Consider the following 17,685-nt stretch of genomic DNA (forward strand, 5'->3'; position numbering starts at 1 on the left):
TTTTCCCTTCAAAATCTTCTATCGGTACAAGGGCGGCAGTGTAGCGCAATCGCTGGGCCCACAACGCCGAATTTGGCATGAAATAAGCAGACGATAAAGCCCAGGCGCCGCTGAAAACGGTGGTTACAGGGATATGAACCATAATCAAAGGTGTTGCAATCGCACTTTCTTGACCCTTAGGTCAGAAAATCATTGACCGAAAAGTCAGACATGACTAGATTCGGCGCAAAGCGGTTAACAACAATAATGAGTCTGCGAGGCCTTCCGTGATCCAGTTTTTACTTAACCAGGAACTCCGTAGCGAGCATGCCCTGGACCCGAACCTGACTGTGCTCAACTACCTGCGTGAGCACCTGGGCAAATCCGGTACCAAGGAAGGCTGCGCCAGCGGTGACTGTGGCGCCTGCACCGTGGTGGTCGGCGAACTGCATAGTGACGAACAGGGCGCCGAGCAGATTCGCTATCGCAGCCTCAATTCGTGCCTGACCTTTGTCTCGTCCCTGCACGGCAAGCAACTGATCACTGTCGAAGACCTCAAGCACCAGGGTCAACTGCACAGCGTGCAACAGGCCATGGTCGAGTGCCATGGCTCGCAGTGTGGTTTCTGCACGCCTGGTTTTGTGATGTCGCTGTTCGCCCTGCAAAAGAACAGCGACGCCCCGGACAGTGCCAAGGCCCACGAAGCCCTGGCCGGCAACCTGTGCCGCTGTACCGGCTACCGCCCGATCCTGGCCGCCGCCGAACAAGCCTGCTGCAACAAACCCCAGGACCAGTTCGACAGCCGCGAGGCGCAGACCATCGCCCGCCTCAAGGCCATCGCGCCGACCCAGACCGGTGAGCTGAACAGCGGCGATAAACGCTGCCTGGTGCCCCTGACCGTCGCCGACCTGGCCGACCTCTACGACGCCTACCCTCAAGCCCGGCTGCTGGCCGGCGGCACCGACCTGGCGCTGGAAGTCACCCAGTTCCACCGGGTGCTGCCGGTGATGATCTACGTCGGCAACATTGAGGCCATGAAGCGCATCGAGACCTTTGACGACCGCCTGGAAATCGGCGCCGCCACCGCCCTCTCCGACTGCTACGGCGCACTGCACCACGAATACCCGGACTTCGGCGACCTGCTGCACCGCTTCGCCTCCTTGCAAATCCGCAACCAGGGCACCCTCGGCGGCAACATCGGCAACGCCTCGCCGATCGGTGACTCGCCGCCGCTGCTGATCGCCCTCGGCGCGCAGATCGTGCTGTGCAAGGGCAACGTGCGCCGTACCCTGGCCCTGGAAGACTATTTCATCGACTACCGCGTCACCGCCCGCCAGGACAGCGAGTTCATCGAGAAAATCATCGTGCCCAAGGGCCACGCGCTGTTTCGCGCCTACAAGGTTTCCAAACGCCTGGACGATGACATTTCTGCGGTGTGCGCAGCCTTCAACCTGAAGATCGACAACGGGGTGATCAGCGATGCCCGTGTCGCCTTCGGCGGTATGGCGGCCACGCCCAAACGTGCGAAACACTGTGAAACGGTACTGATCGGCGCCACCTGGAACGCCGCCACCGTGGAGAACGCCTGCGCCGCCCTGGCCGAGGACTTCACCCCGCTGTCGGACTTCCGGGCGAGCAAGGAATACCGCCTGCTCAGCGCACAGAACCTGCTACGCAAATACTTCATCGAACTGCAAACGCCACACATCGAGACTCGGGTGACCGCTTATGTCTAACCATCACGCCGTGGTAAAAACCCAAGCCGAAATGGCCGAACTGTTTGCCCAGGACCTTACGAGCGGAGTCGGGCGCAGCGTCAAGCACGACAGCGCCGCCAAACACGTGTCGGGCGAAGCGCAATACATCGATGACCGCCTGGAATTCCCCAATCAGCTACACCTGTATGCGCGCATGTCCGACCGCGCCCACGCCAAAATCCTCAGTATCGACACCGCGCCCTGCTACGCCTTCGAGGGTGTGCGCATCGTCATCACCCACGAAGACGTGCCGGGCCTGAAAGACATCGGCCCGCTGATGCCCGGCGACCCGTTGCTGGCCATCGACACCGTGCAGTTCGTCGGCCAGGTGGTGCTGGCCGTGGCCGCCCGCGACCTGGAAACCGCGCGCAAGGCCGCCATGGCGGCGGTGATCGAATACGAAGACCTGGAACCGGTGCTGGATGTGGTCGAGGCCTTTCGCAAAAAACATTTCGTACTGGACAGCCACACCCACCAGCGCGGTGATTCGGCAGGCGCCCTGGCGAGCGCGAAAAACCGTATCCAGGGCACCCTGCATATCGGCGGCCAGGAACACTTCTACCTGGAAACCCAGATCTCTTCGGTGATGCCCACCGAAGACGGCGGCATGATCGTCTACTGCTCCACCCAGAACCCCACCGAAGTGCAGAAGCTGGTGGCCGAAGTCCTCGACGTGTCGATGAACAAGATCGTCGTTGATATGCGCCGCATGGGCGGTGGGTTTGGCGGCAAGGAAACCCAGGCCGCCAGCCCTGCATGCCTGTGTGCGGTGGTGGCGCGCCTGACCGGCCAGCCGACCAAGATGCGCCTGCCGCGCGTCGAAGACATGCTGATGACCGGCAAGCGCCACCCCTTCTATATCGAATACGACGTGGGCTTCGACGACAGCGGGCGTCTGCATGGGATCAATCTGGACCTGGCAGGTAACTGCGGCTGTTCGCCGGACCTGTCCAACTCGATTGTCGACCGTGCGATGTTCCACTCCGACAACTCGTATTACCTGGGCGATGCCACGGTCAATGGCCATCGCTGCAAGACCAACACCGCGTCCAACACCGCGTACCGTGGCTTCGGTGGCCCGCAAGGCATGGTGGCCATCGAGGAAGTGATGGACGCCATCGCCCGCCATCTGGCGCTGGACCCACTGGCCGTGCGCAAGGCCAACTACTACGGCAAGACCGAACGCAACGTCACCCATTACTACCAGACCGTCGAGCACAACATGCTCGAAGAAATGACTGCCGAACTGGAAGCCAGCAGCCAATACGCCGAGCGCCGCGAAGCCATTCGCCGCTATAACGCCAACAGCCCGATCCTGAAAAAAGGCCTGGCGCTGACCCCGGTCAAGTTCGGCATTTCGTTTACCGCCAGCTTCCTCAACCAGGCCGGCGCCTTGATCCATATCTACACCGACGGCAGCATCCACTTGAACCACGGCGGCACCGAAATGGGCCAGGGTTTGAACATCAAGGTCGCGCAAGTGGTGGCCGAGATCTTCCAGGTGGAAATCGACCGGGTGCAGATCACCGCGACCAACACCGACAAGGTGCCCAACACCTCGCCGACCGCCGCATCCAGCGGCGCCGACCTCAACGGCAAGGCCGCGCAGAATGCCGCCGAGACCATCAAGCAGCGCCTGGTGGAATTTGCCGCGCGCAAGTACGACGTCAGCGAGGCGGATGTTGAGTTCCACAACGGCCATGTGCGGGTGCGTGAGCAGATCCTGACCTTTGAGGAACTGATCCAGCAGGCGTATTTCGCCCAGATCTCGCTGTCGAGCACCGGGTTCTACAAAACCCCGAAAATCTTCTATGACCGCAGCCAGGCACGAGGGCGGCCGTTCTACTACTTCGCCTTCGGCGCGGCCTGCTGCGAAGTGATCGTCGATACCCTGACCGGTGAATACAAGATGCTGCGCACCGACATCCTCCATGATGTGGGCGCCTCGCTGAACCCGGCCATCGATATCGGCCAGGTCGAGGGCGGTTTTATCCAGGGCATGGGCTGGCTGACCATGGAAGAGCTGGTGTGGAACAACAAGGGCAAGCTGATGACCAACGGCCCGGCCAGCTACAAGATCCCGGCGGTGGCGGACATGCCGCTGGATTTGCGGGTGAAGCTGGTGGAAAACCGCAAGAACCCGGAGGACACGGTGTTCCACTCCAAGGCCGTGGGCGAGCCGCCGTTCATGCTCGGGATTGCCTCGTGGTGCGCGATCAAGGATGCGGTGGCGAGCCTGGGTGACTATCGCCATCAACCGAAGATCGATGCGCCGGCCACGCCGGAGCGGGTGTTGTGGGGGTGCGAGCAGATGCGCCAGTTGCAGGCGGCGAAGGCGGTTGAGGCACAGGCCGAGATGGCTTCGCTCTAGACCGAGGTGCTGCCTTCGCGAGCAAGCCCGCTCCCACATTTGGAATGCATTCCCCTGTGGGAGCGGGCTTGCTCGCGAAGACGGCCGAACTGACAACAGAAATGTTGAGGTAGACATGAACAACTGGATCAGCGCCCTCGCCAACCTGCAAACCCAGGGCGAACCCTGCGTGCTGGTGACCATCATCGAAGAGCTCGGTTCCACGCCGCGCAATTCAGGCTCCAAGATGGTGGTCAGCGCCAGTCACACCTTCGACACCATCGGCGGCGGCCACCTGGAATACAAGGCGATGCAGATCGCCCGCGACATGCTCGTGCGTGGCCAGCACAACACCCACCTGGAGCGCTTCAGCCTGGGGGCCAGCCTCGGCCAATGCTGTGGCGGCGTGACCGTGCTGCTGTTCGAGCCCATGGGCCAGGTGCAGGCACAGATTGCCGTATTCGGCGCCGGCCATGTCGGTCGCGCGCTGGTGCCGCTGCTGGCGAGCCTGCCGTGCCGGGTACGCTGGATTGACTCGCGGGAGCAGGAATTCCCGGAGCATATCCCCCAGGGCGTGCGTAAAATCGTCAGCGAAGAGCCGGTGGATGAAATTGCCGATCTGCCCGCCGGCAGTTATTGCATCGTCATGACCCACAATCATCAGCTCGACCTGGAACTGACCGCCGCCCTGCTCAAGCGCAATGATTTTGCCTACTTCGGCCTGATCGGCTCGCAGACCAAGCGCGTCAAGTTTGAACACCGCCTGCGCGAGCGCGGCTTCGAGGCCGCACAGTTGCAACGCATGCGCTGCCCCATGGGCCTCACCGAGGTGAAGGGCAAATTGCCGGTGGAAATCGCCATCTCCATCGCCGGCGAGATCATCGCCACCTATAACGCCAACTTCGGCCTGCACACCGCGAGTGCCGAACCCATTGCCAAACTGCTGCCGGCTTCGCGCCGCAGCCAAGCTATCAATTGAGACGACCATGCCTTTGACTCGCAAAGCCTACCGTGCTGCCATCCTGCACAGCCTCGCCGACCCTGCCATCGTCGGGATCGAAGCCTCCTATGAGTATTTCGAAGACGGCCTGCTGGTGATCGACAACGGCCAGATCAGTGCCCTGGGGCATGCCAGCGACCTGCTGCCGACGCTGGACGCCGATATCGAAATCACCCATTACCAGGATGCGCTGATCACCCCCGGCCTGATCGACACCCATATCCACCTGCCGCAAACCGGCATGGTTGGTGCCTACGGCGAACAACTGCTGGATTGGCTGAACACCTATACCTTCCCTTGCGAAAGCCAGTTCGCCGACAAGGCCCACGCCGAAGAAGTCGCGGATATCTTTATCAAGGAACTGCTGCGCAACGGCACCACCACCGCCCTGGTGTTCGGCAGCGTGCATCCGCAATCGGTAAATTCATTCTTTGAAGCGGCCGAGAAGCTCGACCTGCGCATGATCGCCGGCAAGGTGATGATGGACCGCAATGCGCCGGACTACCTGACCGACACCGCCGAATCCGGCTACCAGGAAAGCAAGGCGCTGATCGAGCGCTGGCACGGCAAGGGCCGTTTGCACTATGCGGTGACGCCGCGCTTCGCGCCTACCAGCACACCTGAACAGTTGACCCTCGCCGGGCAGTTGCTGGGGGAATATCCAGACCTGTACATGCAGACCCACATCAGTGAAAACCTGCAGGAAGTGCAATGGGTCAAGGAACTGTTCCCGGAGCGCAGTGGCTACCTGGACGTGTACGACCACTACAAGCTGCTGGGGGAGCGTTCGGTATTCGCCCATGGCGTACACCTGTGCGACGACGAGTGCGCGCGGCTGGCCGAAGCCGGTTCGGCGGTGGCGTTCTGCCCGACATCGAACTTCTTCCTCGGCAGCGGTTTGTTCAACCTGCCGATGGCCGAGAAGCACCAGCTCAATGTAGGCCTGGGCACGGACGTGGGGGGCGGCACCAGCTTCTCGCTGCTACAGACGCTGAACGAAGCCTACAAGGTCATGCAATTGCAGGGCGCACGCCTGAGCCCGTTCAAATCGCTGTACCTGGCGACCCTGGGCGGTGCAAAAGCGCTGCGCCTGGAAGACAAGATCGGCACCCTGCAGCCGGGCACCGATGCGGACTTTTTGGTACTGGACTACAACGCCACGCCGCTGCTCAGCTATCGCTTGAAGCAGGCCAATAACATTGCCGAGACGTTGTTTGTGTTGATGACGCTGGGGGATGATCGGGCAGTGATGCAAACCTATGCAGCGGGCAATCTGGTACACCAGCGCTGATCCAGAGAACACCACAAAACCCTGTAGGAGCTGGCTTGCCAGCTCCTACAGTTTGATCGGGTTTACAGCTTGATCGACGAGCGACTCGGCTTCTTGGTCTGCAGCAAATGCGAGAACACCGCATGCAAATCATCCGACGCACTTTCCTCATCGAGGTTGAGCTTGCTGTCGATGTGATCCATGTGATGCATCATCAGGTCCACCGCCAGCACCGCATCCCGAGCTTCGATCGCGTCGATCAACTGGGTGTGCTCATCGTAGGAACAGTGTGAGCGGTTGCCGCTTTCATACTGGGCGATGATCAGCGAGGTCTGGGACACCAGGCTGCGCTGGAAGCTGATCAGCGGTGCATTCTTCGCCGCCTCGGCCAGCTTGAGGTGGAACTCGCCAGAAAGCCGGATGCCGGCCCCACGATCACCGCGTGAGAAGCTGTCGCGCTCATCATTGACCATCTGACGCAGCGCGGCCAATTCTTCGGCCGTGGCATGTTGCACCGCCAATTCGGTGATGGCCCGCTCTACCAGGCGCCGCGCCATGAACACTTGGCGGGCCTCCTCGACACTCGGGCTGGCTACCACGGCGCCACGATTGGGGCGCAGCAACACCACACCTTCATGGGCCAGGCGCGAGAGTGCACGGCGAATGATAGTGCGGCTGACGCCAAAGATTTCGCCCAGTGCCTCTTCACTCAATTTGGTGCCGGGCGCCAGGCGTTGTTCGAGGATGGCCTCGAAGATATGCGCGTAGACGATATCGTCCTGGGTTCCACTGCGACCGGCCTTACCGGCTCGCGGCTGTTTCTTGAGGGGCTGCAACTGTTCGTTCATGGGCACTCGGGTCGGGAGAACGGCGGCGAATTGACGTTGACTGTAATACGGCACAGAGGGTCGCTGGCAAGTATCGCGTAAAAACAGCGCACATTGTACACAACCCGTTGCGCCAACACACTGTACGGCTGTTTGCGTAGCCGGCTGTATTGCAACAGTCAGTTACGTTTGAGTTTAGGCTTGATTCCACGATTTCCCACAATCATCAATCACCCCCCCCCTGTAGGAGCGAGCTTGCTCGCGAAGAACCCGAGAGCGCCGCGTTCCTCCAGAATGCCCGTGTCATCGTTGACGGTCTTCGCCGGCAAGCCGGCTCCTACAGGGTGCCGGGTACAAGGAAGACTTTTCCATGACCGACGCGACCCAGGCGCCCCTGCGCCCTTTGGCCGATACTTCGCCTTCGGCCATCGTTGCCGGCTTCATCGCCATGATGACCGGCTACACCAGCTCCCTGGTGCTGATGTTCCAGGCCGGCCAGGCTGCCGGCCTCACCAGCGCACAGATTTCCTCGTGGATCTGGGCGATCTCCATCGGCATGGCGGTGTGCAGCATCGGCCTGTCCCTGCGTTACCGCACGCCGATCACTATCGCCTGGTCGACCCCAGGCGCAGCACTGTTGATCACCAGCCTGGGCGGGGTCAGCTATGGCGAAGCCATCGGCGCCTACATCACCTGCGCGGTACTGGTGACGATCTGCGGCCTCACCGGCAGCTTTGAAAAGCTGGTGAAGAAGATTCCCGCCTCGCTTGCCGCCGCGCTGCTGGCCGGGATTCTGTTCAAGATCGGCAGCGAGATTTTCGTCGCCGCGCAGCACCGCACTGCCCTGGTGCTGGGCATGTTCTTCACCTATCTGATCATCAAGCGCCTGTCGCCCCGTTATGCGGTGCTGGCCGCCCTGCTGATCGGCACCGCCTTGTCCGGGCTGATGGGGCTGCTGGATTTCAGCGGGTTCAGCCTGGAAGTGGCGACGCCGGTATGGACCACCCCACACTTTTCCCTGGCCGCGACCATCAGCATCGGCATCCCGCTGTTTGTGGTGGCGATGACCTCGCAGAACATGCCAGGGATCGCGGTATTGCGCGCCGACGGCTACAACGTGCCGGCCTCGCCGCTGATCACCACCACGGGCCTGGCCTCGCTGGTGCTGGCCCCGTTCGGCTCCCACGGTATCAACCTGGCCGCGATCAGCGCCGCTATCTGCACCGGGTCGCATGCCCATGAGGACCGCAACAAGCGCTATACCGCGGCGGTCTGGTGCGGGATTTTCTACGGGTTTGCCGGAGTGTTTGGCGCCACGCTGGCGGCCTTGTTCGCAGCGCTGCCCAAGGAGCTGGTGCTGTCGATCGCCGCATTGGCGTTGTTTGGCTCGATCATCAATGGCCTGAGCATTGCCATGAATGAGCCCAAGGAACGGGAAGCCGCGCTGGTCACCTTTATGGTCACGGCGTCGGGGTTGACGCTGTTTTCCATCGGTTCGGCATTCTGGGGGATTGTCGCGGGGGTGTTGACGCTGGTGATTCTGAACTGGCGCAAGGCCTGATAATTACCCTGAAACGAAAAAGCGACCCGGGCGGGTCGCTTTTTCATGACATCAGACAGCCGGGTTGATCGGCTTTTCTGGGTGCCAGGCGTCCAGCAGTTCGCTGACTTCAACGCGGGTCAGCTCTGGGCGAGCCTTGAGCCACGCTTCAACAGCTGCACGCTGCTCAGCGGTAACCGAACCACGGGTGGCTTTGCAAACCAGACCGAAGTCGTCGCCGCCCACGTAGTCCAGGCCATTGCCATCCATCGCTTCGGTCAGGAAGGCGTCGAGGAAAGCGTCAACCGCTTCGTCGTCCAAACCTTCTTTGAAATCCAGGTTCAGTTCGAAACCCAGCTCTTGAAATTCATCAACGCACAGTTTTTTGCGCAGACGCCGGGAACGATTAGTCGCCATTGGAACAATCCTCTTAAGTATTAACGGCCGGCACTCTACCAGTTTAAGGCGGCAATTGCCCGGCTATCCAAGACGGGTGGCATGAACCCGCGAAAAAAACCATCATTTGCAGCTATCGTTGAGGCACAAGTAGCCCCACCTTGGGGCATAATGCCGACACTTTCATGACCACTGGGGGATTTTCTTACATAACCCCCGCCATATTCACCCTCCTCAGCAGTAGGGTCTTACTTCTTATGATCAAATCCTTGCGTCCATTGTTACTCGCCAGTTTCCTTTTGCCCCTGGCGCTCTCCGTCACCGCTGCCCCGATCAATACCACCCTGCCACCTAAAGTCCAGGAAGCCCTGCAGAAAGCCAAACTGCAAAACAATGCGCTGTCCCTGGTGATGATTCCGCTCAATGGGCCCGGCACCGCCACGGTGTTCAACGCCGACGTTTCGGTCAACCCGGCTTCGACCATGAAGCTGGTCACCACCTACGCCGCCCTGGAAATGCTCGGGCCCAACCATCAGTGGAAAACCGAGTTCTACACCGACGGCACTCTCAGCGGCGGTGTCCTGCGGGGCAACCTGTACCTCAAGGGCGGCGGTGACCCCAAGCTGAACATGGAGAAACTCTGGCTGCTGATGCGTGACCTGCGTGCCAATGGCGTACAGCAAGTCACCGGCGACCTGGTGCTTGACCGCGGCTTCTTTATCCAGCCGCAACTGCCAGAGTTCAACGACGACGGCAACGACGCGAACAAGCCATTTCTGGTCAAGCCGGACGCCCTGCTGGTCAACCTCAAGGCCCTGCGCTTCGTGACCCGCAATGATTCAGGAAGGGTGTTGGTCTCGGTCGAACCGCCGATTGCCAGCATCCAGATCGACAATCAGGTCAAAGCCACCAACGCCAAGCAATGCACCGGTGACGTGCGCTACAACCCGGTCACTGCCGCCGATGGCAGCGTCACCGTGACGGTCAGCGGCCAGTTGGGCGACGGCTGCAGCTCGCAGACGTATCTGTCGCTGCTCGACCATGCCACCTACACCGCCGGTGCCGTGCGGGCGATCTGGAAAGAGCTGGGTGGCACTATCCAGGGCCGCGACGTGCTGGCCCCAGTGCCGAAAACCGCCAAGGTCCTGGCCCGGGCGTTCTCCCCGGACCTGGCGGAGATCATCCGCGACATCAACAAATACAGTAACAACACCATGGCCCAGCAACTGTTCCTCAGCCTCGGCGCGCAATACCGCACCGATGCCGACGGCGACGACGCCAGGGCCGCCCAGCGCGTGGTTCGTCAGTGGCTGGCGAAAAAGGGCATTACCGCACCGCACCTGGTGATGGAAAACGGCTCCGGCCTGTCCCGTGCCGAGCGCGTGAGCGCCCGGGAAATGGCGACCATGCTGCAAGCCGCCTGGAGAAGCCCGTATGCCGCAGAGTTCATCAGCTCGATGCCGATTGCCGGCAGTGACGGCACCATGCGCAAGCGCCTGAAAACCACGGCCCTGCGCGGCGAAGCCCACGTCAAGACTGGCACCCTGAACACGGTGCGTGCGATTGCCGGCTTCAGCCGTGACAACAATGGCAATACCTGGGCGGTAGTGGCGATTCTCAACGATCCGAAGCCGTGGGGTGCATCGTCGGTGCTGGACCAGGTGCTGCTGGATCTGTATCGCCAGCCGAAGCTGGCGGCCGCGGCTCCGGGTCTATAGAACGGTTGGCTTACCCACCTTTAAAAACCGCTACGGACTAAATGTGGGAGCGGGCTTGCTCGCTCCCACATTAGGTATGCGGCGCTCACGCAGGCAAGCGTTCTGCCTCAACCCGGTCCCGCCCCGCCTGCTTGGCCGCATACACCGCCGAGTCCGCGCGCAGCAACAAGCCATCCACCCCCTCATCAATACGCCAACTGGCCACGCCGAAGCTGGCCGTCACTGTCCCGACATTCTCGATCGGCGTACTGCGCAACACTTCCCACAATTCAACCGCCAGGCTGTAGGCCTGCGCGCCATCGGTGTTCGGGCACAGCACCATGAATTCTTCGCCGCCCAGGCGGCAGAACACATCGCTACGGCGCAAGCGCTGGGCGATTCGCCGGCACAGCTCCTGCAATACCCCATCCCCTACTGCGTGCCCATGCTGGTCATTGATGCGCTTGAAGTGATCAATATCCAGCATGATCACCGCCAATGTGCCCGAGGTACGCCGAACCCGACTCATCTCGGCCTTCAATCGGTCCTGGAAGTAGCGACGATTATGGATACCCGTCAACGAGTCGGTGATGGACAGCGCGCGCAGCTCTTCCTCCACCCGCTTGAGATCGGAGATATCCGACACATAGCCATGCCATAACGTACCGCCGCCGGGTAATTCTTCCGGCGTCGCCTCGCCACGGATCCAGCGCAGGCCCCGGCCTGGTAGTTGCACCCGATATTCTTCACGCCATTGGCTCAATTGCAGCGCTGACAAGCGGATGGACGCACGGATGCGTTCAGCGTCCAGAGGATGAATGCGTTCGAAGACTTGCTTGGCATCCTGCTGCAGCAGCCCCGGATCGATTTCATAGATATCGCGAATGCCGTCGCTGGCGTAGATAAACCGCCAGTTATCGTTGGGCTCCAGGGTGAACTGGAAGATCCCGCCCGGCACATGGGCACTGAGTTTTTTCAACAGGCGATCCCGCGCCGCCAGGGCCTCATAGGCGCGCTTCTGCTCGGTGACATCCAGGCAGATCGCCAGGTGCCCGATCCACAGGCCATGATCGTCAAGCAATGCCGTTGCCAGCATATTCACGGTCAACTGGCTGCCATTGTGGCGCACCAACGTCCATTCCCGAGCTTCATGCAGGCTGTCGGAGCCCTCCACCAGCATCGCCTGGCCTGGCATGATGCGTTTACCGAGGACCTGGCTCAACTGCGCGGCCCGGGCCTCCAGCTCGGGTGCCAGGTGCAGGCTTTCGAGGGTCATGTGGCCGAGCACCTGCTCGGCCTGGTAACCCAACATCTGCTCGGCACCTGCATTGAAGGTATTGATCACGCCGCGCAGGTCCGTGGCAATGATCGCCACCTGGGTCGCGGCGTTGAGCACACTGCGCAACTGGGCGTGGGCCCCGCGCAATTCATACTCGCGCTGATGCAATTGCCCCGTGCGCTGCTGCACCAGCCGCACCGCCCGCTGACGCTGGCTGACCAGTACGTAGAGCAAGGCACTGAGCAGCAGACTGAGCAAACTGCCCATGGCCAGGATGCTGGTGACCGAGGAACGATTGGCCTGCTCAAACACCTGGCTGGGGCGCAGGCTCAGGGCGTAGACATGATCGCCCAGGGTCAGCCGGCGGATCGCCTTCAGGCTGCTATCGCCCACCGCATTGTCCGACTCATACAGCACCCGCTGTTGCGTATCTGAGGTATCGACAATCTGCATCACCAGGTTGTCCCGCGAGGGCTTGGGCAAACCGTCGGCCACCAATTGGCGCATGCTGATCACCGCCATGACAAAACCATAGGGTTCGCTGTAGGGCATTTGCGCGGTGGGCGGTCGCGTGACCGGAGCGACCAGCAACACCCCCGTGGCATACGCCGGTTCCACCCCCACCAGCGACATGGGCTGGGACACCGCAATGGCCCCGGAACGGTATGCGCGCTCTATCGTCGAGCGGCGCAGTGGCTGGGAGAGCAGGTCAAACCCCAAGGGTGAGCCGAGCAGGCTCTGGGTCTGGCTGTACAACACCGGCACGTATTCGTCGCGCTCGCCCGCAGGCACAAGGGTCCCGGCTTCGTTCAGCTCGCGAATGGAAAACGCCATGCCACGCTGGAGTGACACCTGTTGCTCGAAAGCCTGGCGCTGATCGTGAAAGATACGTGGCGCCCAGGCGTAGGCACGCGCACGCAACAGCAGCGGTTGGGCGAACCCATCGTAATCTTCGCGGGAAACATTATGGGAGTTGACGAAAAAGCGTCGCAGGCTGCCAAGGCGCTGTTCCTGGTCTTCAAAACGCTCTTCCAGACGAGTGTAGCGCTCATTGACCAGCAACTGGAACCGCTGGCGAACCTGCTGCTGATAAACATCGGCCGTGGTCAGCGCCAGCACGGCGGTGAGTGCCACCCCCACCAGCAAGACCACCAATGCCACCAGCCAAGCCGACGCCTGTTCGCTGATAAATCCCAGTATTTTCGGGCGGACGGCTTGCAACGGCATAGGCAAAACTCGAAACACCAGCGTGCAGGAGCGCCACTTTGGCTAGGTGATTAGTTATAGCCATCGGGTCCAGTTTTGACCAGTGCAAAAAAGCCGCAAGCCCGGAAAAATCCAGGCCTGCAGCATCAAGGTCGATCAGCGTGCGGTGATTTTCCAGGCACGATGGATTTTCGCGTTACGGGCAAAATCCGGATCAATGGTTTTATCGCTGATTTCCTCGACGGCATAGCGCTCGCCCAGGTTGTCTTCCAACTGGAACTTGCGGAAGTTGTTGGAGAAATACAACACCCCGCCTGGCGCCAGACGCGCCATGGCCAAGTCGAGCAGTTGCACGTGATCGCGTTGAACGTCGAACACGCCTTCCATGCGCTTGGAGTTGGAGAAGGTCGGCGGGTCAATGAAGATCAGGTCGAACTCATCACGGCTGGCTTCCAGCCAGGCCATCACGTCACCCTGCTCCAGGCGATTCTTGTCAGAGAAGCCATTGAGCGACAGGTTGCGGCGCGCCCAGTCCAGGTAGGTTTTCGACAAGTCGACGCTGGTGGTGCTGCGCGCACCGCCCTTGGCCGCGTGCACACTGGCGGTGGCGGTGTAGCAATACAGGTTGAGGAAGCGCTTGCCGGCGGCTTCTTTCTGGATGCGCATGCGCATCGGGCGGTGATCGAGGAACAGGCCGGTATCCAGGTAGTCGGTCAGGTTGACCAGCAGCTTCACCCCGCCTTCGCTGACCTCAGTGAACTTGCCCTGGGCGCTCTGGCGCTCGTACTGCTTGGTGCCACTCTGGCGCTCGCGGCGCTTGACCACCACACGGCTCTTGTCGATGTTCAACGCCTGGGGAATCGCGGCCAGGGCATCAAACATGCGCGCCGAGGCTTTTTCCGGGTCGATGGACTTGGGCGCCACGTATTCCTGCACATGCACCCAGTCGTGGTACAGGTCAATAGCCATGGAGTATTCCGGCATATCGGCATCGTACACACGGTAGCAATCGACACCTTCGCGCTTGGCCCACTTGCCCAGCAGCTTGAGATTCTTTTGCAGGCGGTTGGCAAACATCTGCCCACCTTCGCTCAAGCGCGCCTGTTCGACCACCGGAGCCGGTGCCGGTACAGGTTTGATCGGGTTACCGTTCTTGTTGTACTGACGCTCTTGCGGCTCGGTCGGGGCCTGATCGTAAGCGGCTTGCTCACGTTCGGCCTGACGCTGTTCCGGGGTACGACGCTCGCCAGTGACGAACTGGTCCGGGTTGACCTTGATCAGCAGCAGCTTGCACGGCAAGGCGCCGTTCCAGAACGAATACTGCTTGTGGCTGCGGATGCCCATGCGCTTGCCCAGGTCCGGGGCGCCGGTGAACACCGCCGCCTCCCAGCCCATGCACGCCTGGCGCAGACGCTCGCCGAGGTTCTGGTAGAGGTACAGCAGGCTGGCTTCATCACCCAGGCGCTCGCCGTACGGCGGGTTGCAGATGACCAGGCCTTTCTGGTTCTGGTCCGGGCGCGGTTCGAAGGTGCCGACTTCGCCCTGGTAGATCTTGATCCAGTGGCTCAGGCCGGCGCGCTCGATGTTGTTGCGCGCGGGCTGGATCAAGCGCGGGTCAGCTTCGTAGCCACGGATCCACAGTGGTGGCTTGTTCATGCCGATGGCCGCACGCTCGCTGGCCTCGGTATGCAGTTTTTTCCACAGGGCTGGCACGTGACCGAGCCAGGCGGTGAAGCCCCACTGCTCGCGATTGAGGTTGGGCGCCATGTCGGCGGCAATCATCGCACCCTCCACCAGGAAGGTACCGACGCCGCACATCGGGTCCGTCAGTGCGCCGTTTTCTGCAGCAATGCGCGGCCAGCCGGCACGAATCAGAATCGCCGCCGCGAGGTTTTCCTTCAACGGCGCTGCACCTTGCTGCAGGCGGTAGCCGCGCTGGTGCAGGCTGTGGCCGGACAGGTCGAGGGAGAGGATCGCTTCGCCACGGTCCAGGCGCAGGTGAATGCGCAGGTCGGGGTTGATCTTGTCGATGGACGGGCGTTCGCCGGTCGGGGTGCGCAGCTTGTCGACAATCGCATCCTTGACCTTCAGCGCGCCGAAGTGGGTATTGTCGATGCCCGAGCCATGGCCGCTGAATTCCACCGCGAGGGTGCCATCCGGGACCATATGGTCTTGCCATTCGATATCCAGCACGCCGTGGTACAGGTCTTCGGCATCCTTCATCGGGAAGCGCTTGAGTACCAATAACACGCGGTTGGCCAGGCGCGACCAGAGGCACAGGCGGTAGGCGGTTTCCATGTCGGCCATGCCGCGCACGGCCGAGGTGTGCTCGCGGGCGTCTTCAAGGCCAAGCCCGACGGCTTCCTCGATCAGCAGGCCTTCGAGGCCCTTGGGGCAGGTGAGGAAGAGTTCGTAACGGTCCGACATGGGCATTCCAGGCTTTTCAGCAATAAATGAACGGGCGACGCATCGCGCGTTCGGTTTTCAATCAAGCGCTTTTCTTGAAGAGCGCTCGCGTGGCACGAATGTGTGCCGTTCCACCCCGGTGTCCAGACCTGTAGGCCTTGATTGCCAGGGCAGAGAGATAATTCGCGCAACAAAAGGAAATATTCCGACCCTTCGTCGAATAATAACCGACTGCAAGCGGCGGGTATTCTCACTAAAGGATTAAACCCATCCTCTTTACAGGGCACATCATAGCTGGCTTTGCCCAATAAATGGGGCGAAAAGCCATCCCAGCTTATGGCTATAGCATCGTTATCGTTACGTGCTTATGACAAAACGATCATTGAATCCATGTGACCTATTGGTTAGAACTCAACACAGGTCAGCGCCGCAACGACGCTGACACATCGGCTCGCCACGCCGGCAGCGAGCCACACCAACGGCAGAAAAACTCTGCCCGGCCTCGGATGAGGTCGAAGGATATCAAGACAGTCAACAAGTGAGGGAAACACCCTATGAGAAGACTTAAGCGTGATCCGTTGGAAAGAGCATTTTTACGCGGATATCAGTATGGCGTTCATGGCAAATCCCGTGAGCTTTGCCCATTTACTCTACCGTCGGTACGCCAGGCCTGGATTAACGGGTGGCGCGAAGGACGCGGCGACAACTGGGACGGTATGACCGGCACTGCGGGGATCCACAGACTCAACGAACTTCACGCCGTCGGCTAATCAGGGCACTTAATTCCGACAACCACCTTGAAGAATGTAACGACTTAACCACGCACGCCCCATCCGGGCGGCGGGCTTCGGCCCAGGGGCTCCTTCGAGGAGCCCTTTTTTATGGGTTCAGGATTTGGGCAAGGCCGCAATGGCGTCCACCGACTGGCGAATCAGCGCCGGCCCCTTGTAGATAAACCCGGAATACAACTGCACCAGGCTGGCCCCCGCAGCGATTTTCTCTGCTGCGTGCCGGCCTTCGGTGATCCCGCCCACGGCGATGATCGGCAGACGCCCGGCCAACTCGGCCGCCAGCACCTTGACGATATGGGTACTCTGGTCGCGTACCGGCGCACCGGACAGCCCACCGGCCTCATCACCGTAGGCCAGGCCTTCAACGCCTACACGGCTGAGCGTGGTGTTGGTGGCAATCACCGCATCCATCCCCGAATCCACCAGGGCCTGGGCCACCAGCACGGTTTCTTCGTCGCTCATGTCCGGGGCGATCTTGATCGCCAACGGCACACGCTTGCCATGCCGTACCGCCAGGTCTTCCTGGCGCTGGCGCAGGGCTTCGAGCAGTTGCTTGAGGGAATCGCCAAACTGCAGGCTGCGCAGGCCCGGGGTGTTGGGGGAACTGACGTTGACCGTTACATAGCTGGCATGGGCGTAAACCTTGTCCAGGCAAGTCAGGTAGTCATCCACCGCACGTTCAACCGGGGTATCGAAGTTCTTGCCGATGTTGATCCCCAGGATGCCCTTGTACTTGGCGGCCTGCACCCGTGACAGCAGATGGTCAACGCCCAGGTTGTTGAAGCCCATGCGATTGATGATCGCCTCGGCTTCCGGCAGGCGGAAAATGCGCGGCTTGGGATTGCCCGGCTGCGGACGCGGCGTGACCGTGCCGATCTCGACAAAACCGAACCCCAACTGCGCAAAGCCGTCGATGGCCGCGCCGTTCTTGTCCAGGCCAGCCGCCAGGCCAACCGGGTTGGGGAAATCGAGCCCCATCACCGAGACCGGCATTTTCGCCGGCGCCTTGCACACCAGGCCATTGAGCCCCAGGCGGCCGCCCGCGCCGATCAGGTCCAGGGACAGATCGTGGGAAGTTTCCGGGGAGAGTTTGAACAACAGCTGGCGGGCCAGGGTATACATGGGCGGGCTTGACTCGGATGGCGGCGAAAGGTGGCGGCGATTATAGCCGGGGTGGCGAGTCCGTG

Annotated in this window: 12 protein-coding genes; 7 read left to right on the forward strand and 5 right to left on the reverse strand. The window is 61.1% G+C overall.

Features of this window, described 5'->3' with window-relative positions; translation table 11 throughout:
* Positions 1–266 precede the first annotated feature (266 nt).
* From xdhA to guaD, 4 genes are all read left to right on the forward strand, one after another.
* Positions 267–1,715: a xanthine dehydrogenase small subunit gene (gene xdhA, locus H097_RS25685; protein ID WP_032863362.1), complete on the forward strand. Its 1,449-nt coding sequence runs from the start codon at positions 267–269 to the stop codon at positions 1,713–1,715.
* A complete protein-coding gene (xdhB, locus tag H097_RS25690) occupies positions 1,708–4,107 on the forward strand; it encodes a xanthine dehydrogenase molybdopterin binding subunit (RefSeq protein ID WP_032863363.1) in 2,400 nt (799 codons plus the stop codon). The genes xdhA and xdhB overlap by 8 nt, the downstream gene beginning before the upstream one ends.
* A 115-nt stretch (positions 4,108–4,222) precedes the next feature.
* On the forward strand, positions 4,223–5,065 hold the full coding sequence (xdhC, locus tag H097_RS25695) for a xanthine dehydrogenase accessory protein XdhC (protein ID WP_032863364.1): 843 nt from the start codon (positions 4,223–4,225) through the stop codon (positions 5,063–5,065).
* Between the two features lie 7 nt (positions 5,066–5,072).
* Positions 5,073–6,377, forward strand: coding sequence for a guanine deaminase (gene guaD / locus H097_RS25700; protein ID WP_032863365.1), 1,305 nt, complete (start codon positions 5,073–5,075; stop codon positions 6,375–6,377).
* A 62-nt stretch (positions 6,378–6,439) separates the two neighbouring features.
* Here the strand turns inward: guaD and H097_RS25705 are convergent, their stop codons facing one another.
* Entirely contained in the window at positions 6,440–7,204 is a 765-nt protein-coding gene (locus tag H097_RS25705) for a GntR family transcriptional regulator (protein ID WP_032863366.1), read from the reverse strand.
* Between the two features lie 349 nt (positions 7,205–7,553).
* Between H097_RS25705 and H097_RS25710 the strand changes: the two genes are divergently transcribed.
* Positions 7,554–8,744 carry a benzoate/H(+) symporter BenE family transporter gene (locus H097_RS25710; RefSeq protein ID WP_032863367.1) on the forward strand — a complete coding sequence of 397 codons (1,191 nt, stop codon included), beginning with the start codon at positions 7,554–7,556 and terminating at the stop codon, positions 8,742–8,744.
* 51 nt (positions 8,745–8,795) lie between these two features.
* On the opposite strand, the gene H097_RS25715 is transcribed toward H097_RS25710, so the two are convergent.
* Positions 8,796–9,140 carry a YggL family protein gene (locus tag H097_RS25715; RefSeq protein ID WP_032863368.1) on the reverse strand — a complete coding sequence of 115 codons (345 nt, stop codon included), beginning with the start codon at positions 9,138–9,140 and terminating at the stop codon, positions 8,796–8,798.
* Positions 9,141–9,376: 236 nt separating this feature from the next.
* Here H097_RS25715 and dacB point away from each other — a divergent pair, with 236 nt between their 5' ends.
* On the forward strand, positions 9,377–10,837 hold the full coding sequence (gene dacB / locus H097_RS25720) for a D-alanyl-D-alanine carboxypeptidase/D-alanyl-D-alanine-endopeptidase (protein WP_032863369.1): 1,461 nt from the start codon (positions 9,377–9,379) through the stop codon (positions 10,835–10,837).
* An 85-nt stretch (positions 10,838–10,922) separates the two neighbouring features.
* Here dacB and H097_RS25725 read toward each other — a convergent pair whose 3' ends face one another.
* Both H097_RS25725 and rlmKL read right to left on the reverse strand, forming a co-directional pair.
* On the reverse strand, positions 10,923–13,322 hold the full coding sequence (locus H097_RS25725) for a GGDEF domain-containing protein (RefSeq protein ID WP_032863370.1): 2,400 nt from the start codon (positions 13,320–13,322) through the stop codon (positions 10,923–10,925).
* Between the two features lie 135 nt (positions 13,323–13,457).
* A complete protein-coding gene (gene rlmKL / locus H097_RS25730; RefSeq protein ID WP_032863371.1) occupies positions 13,458–15,728 on the reverse strand; it encodes a bifunctional 23S rRNA (guanine(2069)-N(7))-methyltransferase RlmK/23S rRNA (guanine(2445)-N(2))-methyltransferase RlmL in 2,271 nt (756 codons plus the stop codon).
* Positions 15,729–16,261: 533 nt separating this feature from the next.
* Here rlmKL and H097_RS28070 point away from each other — a divergent pair.
* Entirely contained in the window at positions 16,262–16,477 is a 216-nt protein-coding gene (locus H097_RS28070; RefSeq protein WP_002553055.1) for a ribosome modulation factor, read from the forward strand.
* 117 nt (positions 16,478–16,594) lie between these two features.
* On the opposite strand, the gene H097_RS25735 is transcribed toward H097_RS28070, so the two are convergent.
* Positions 16,595–17,620 (reverse strand): quinone-dependent dihydroorotate dehydrogenase, encoded by a 1,026-nt coding sequence (locus H097_RS25735; protein WP_032863372.1) that lies wholly within the window; start codon positions 17,618–17,620, stop codon positions 16,595–16,597.
* Positions 17,621–17,685: the final 65 nt, after the last annotated feature.

The organism is Pseudomonas sp. FH4 (genome assembly GCF_000510915.2).
GTDB lineage: Bacteria > Pseudomonadota > Gammaproteobacteria > Pseudomonadales > Pseudomonadaceae > Aquipseudomonas > Aquipseudomonas brenneri.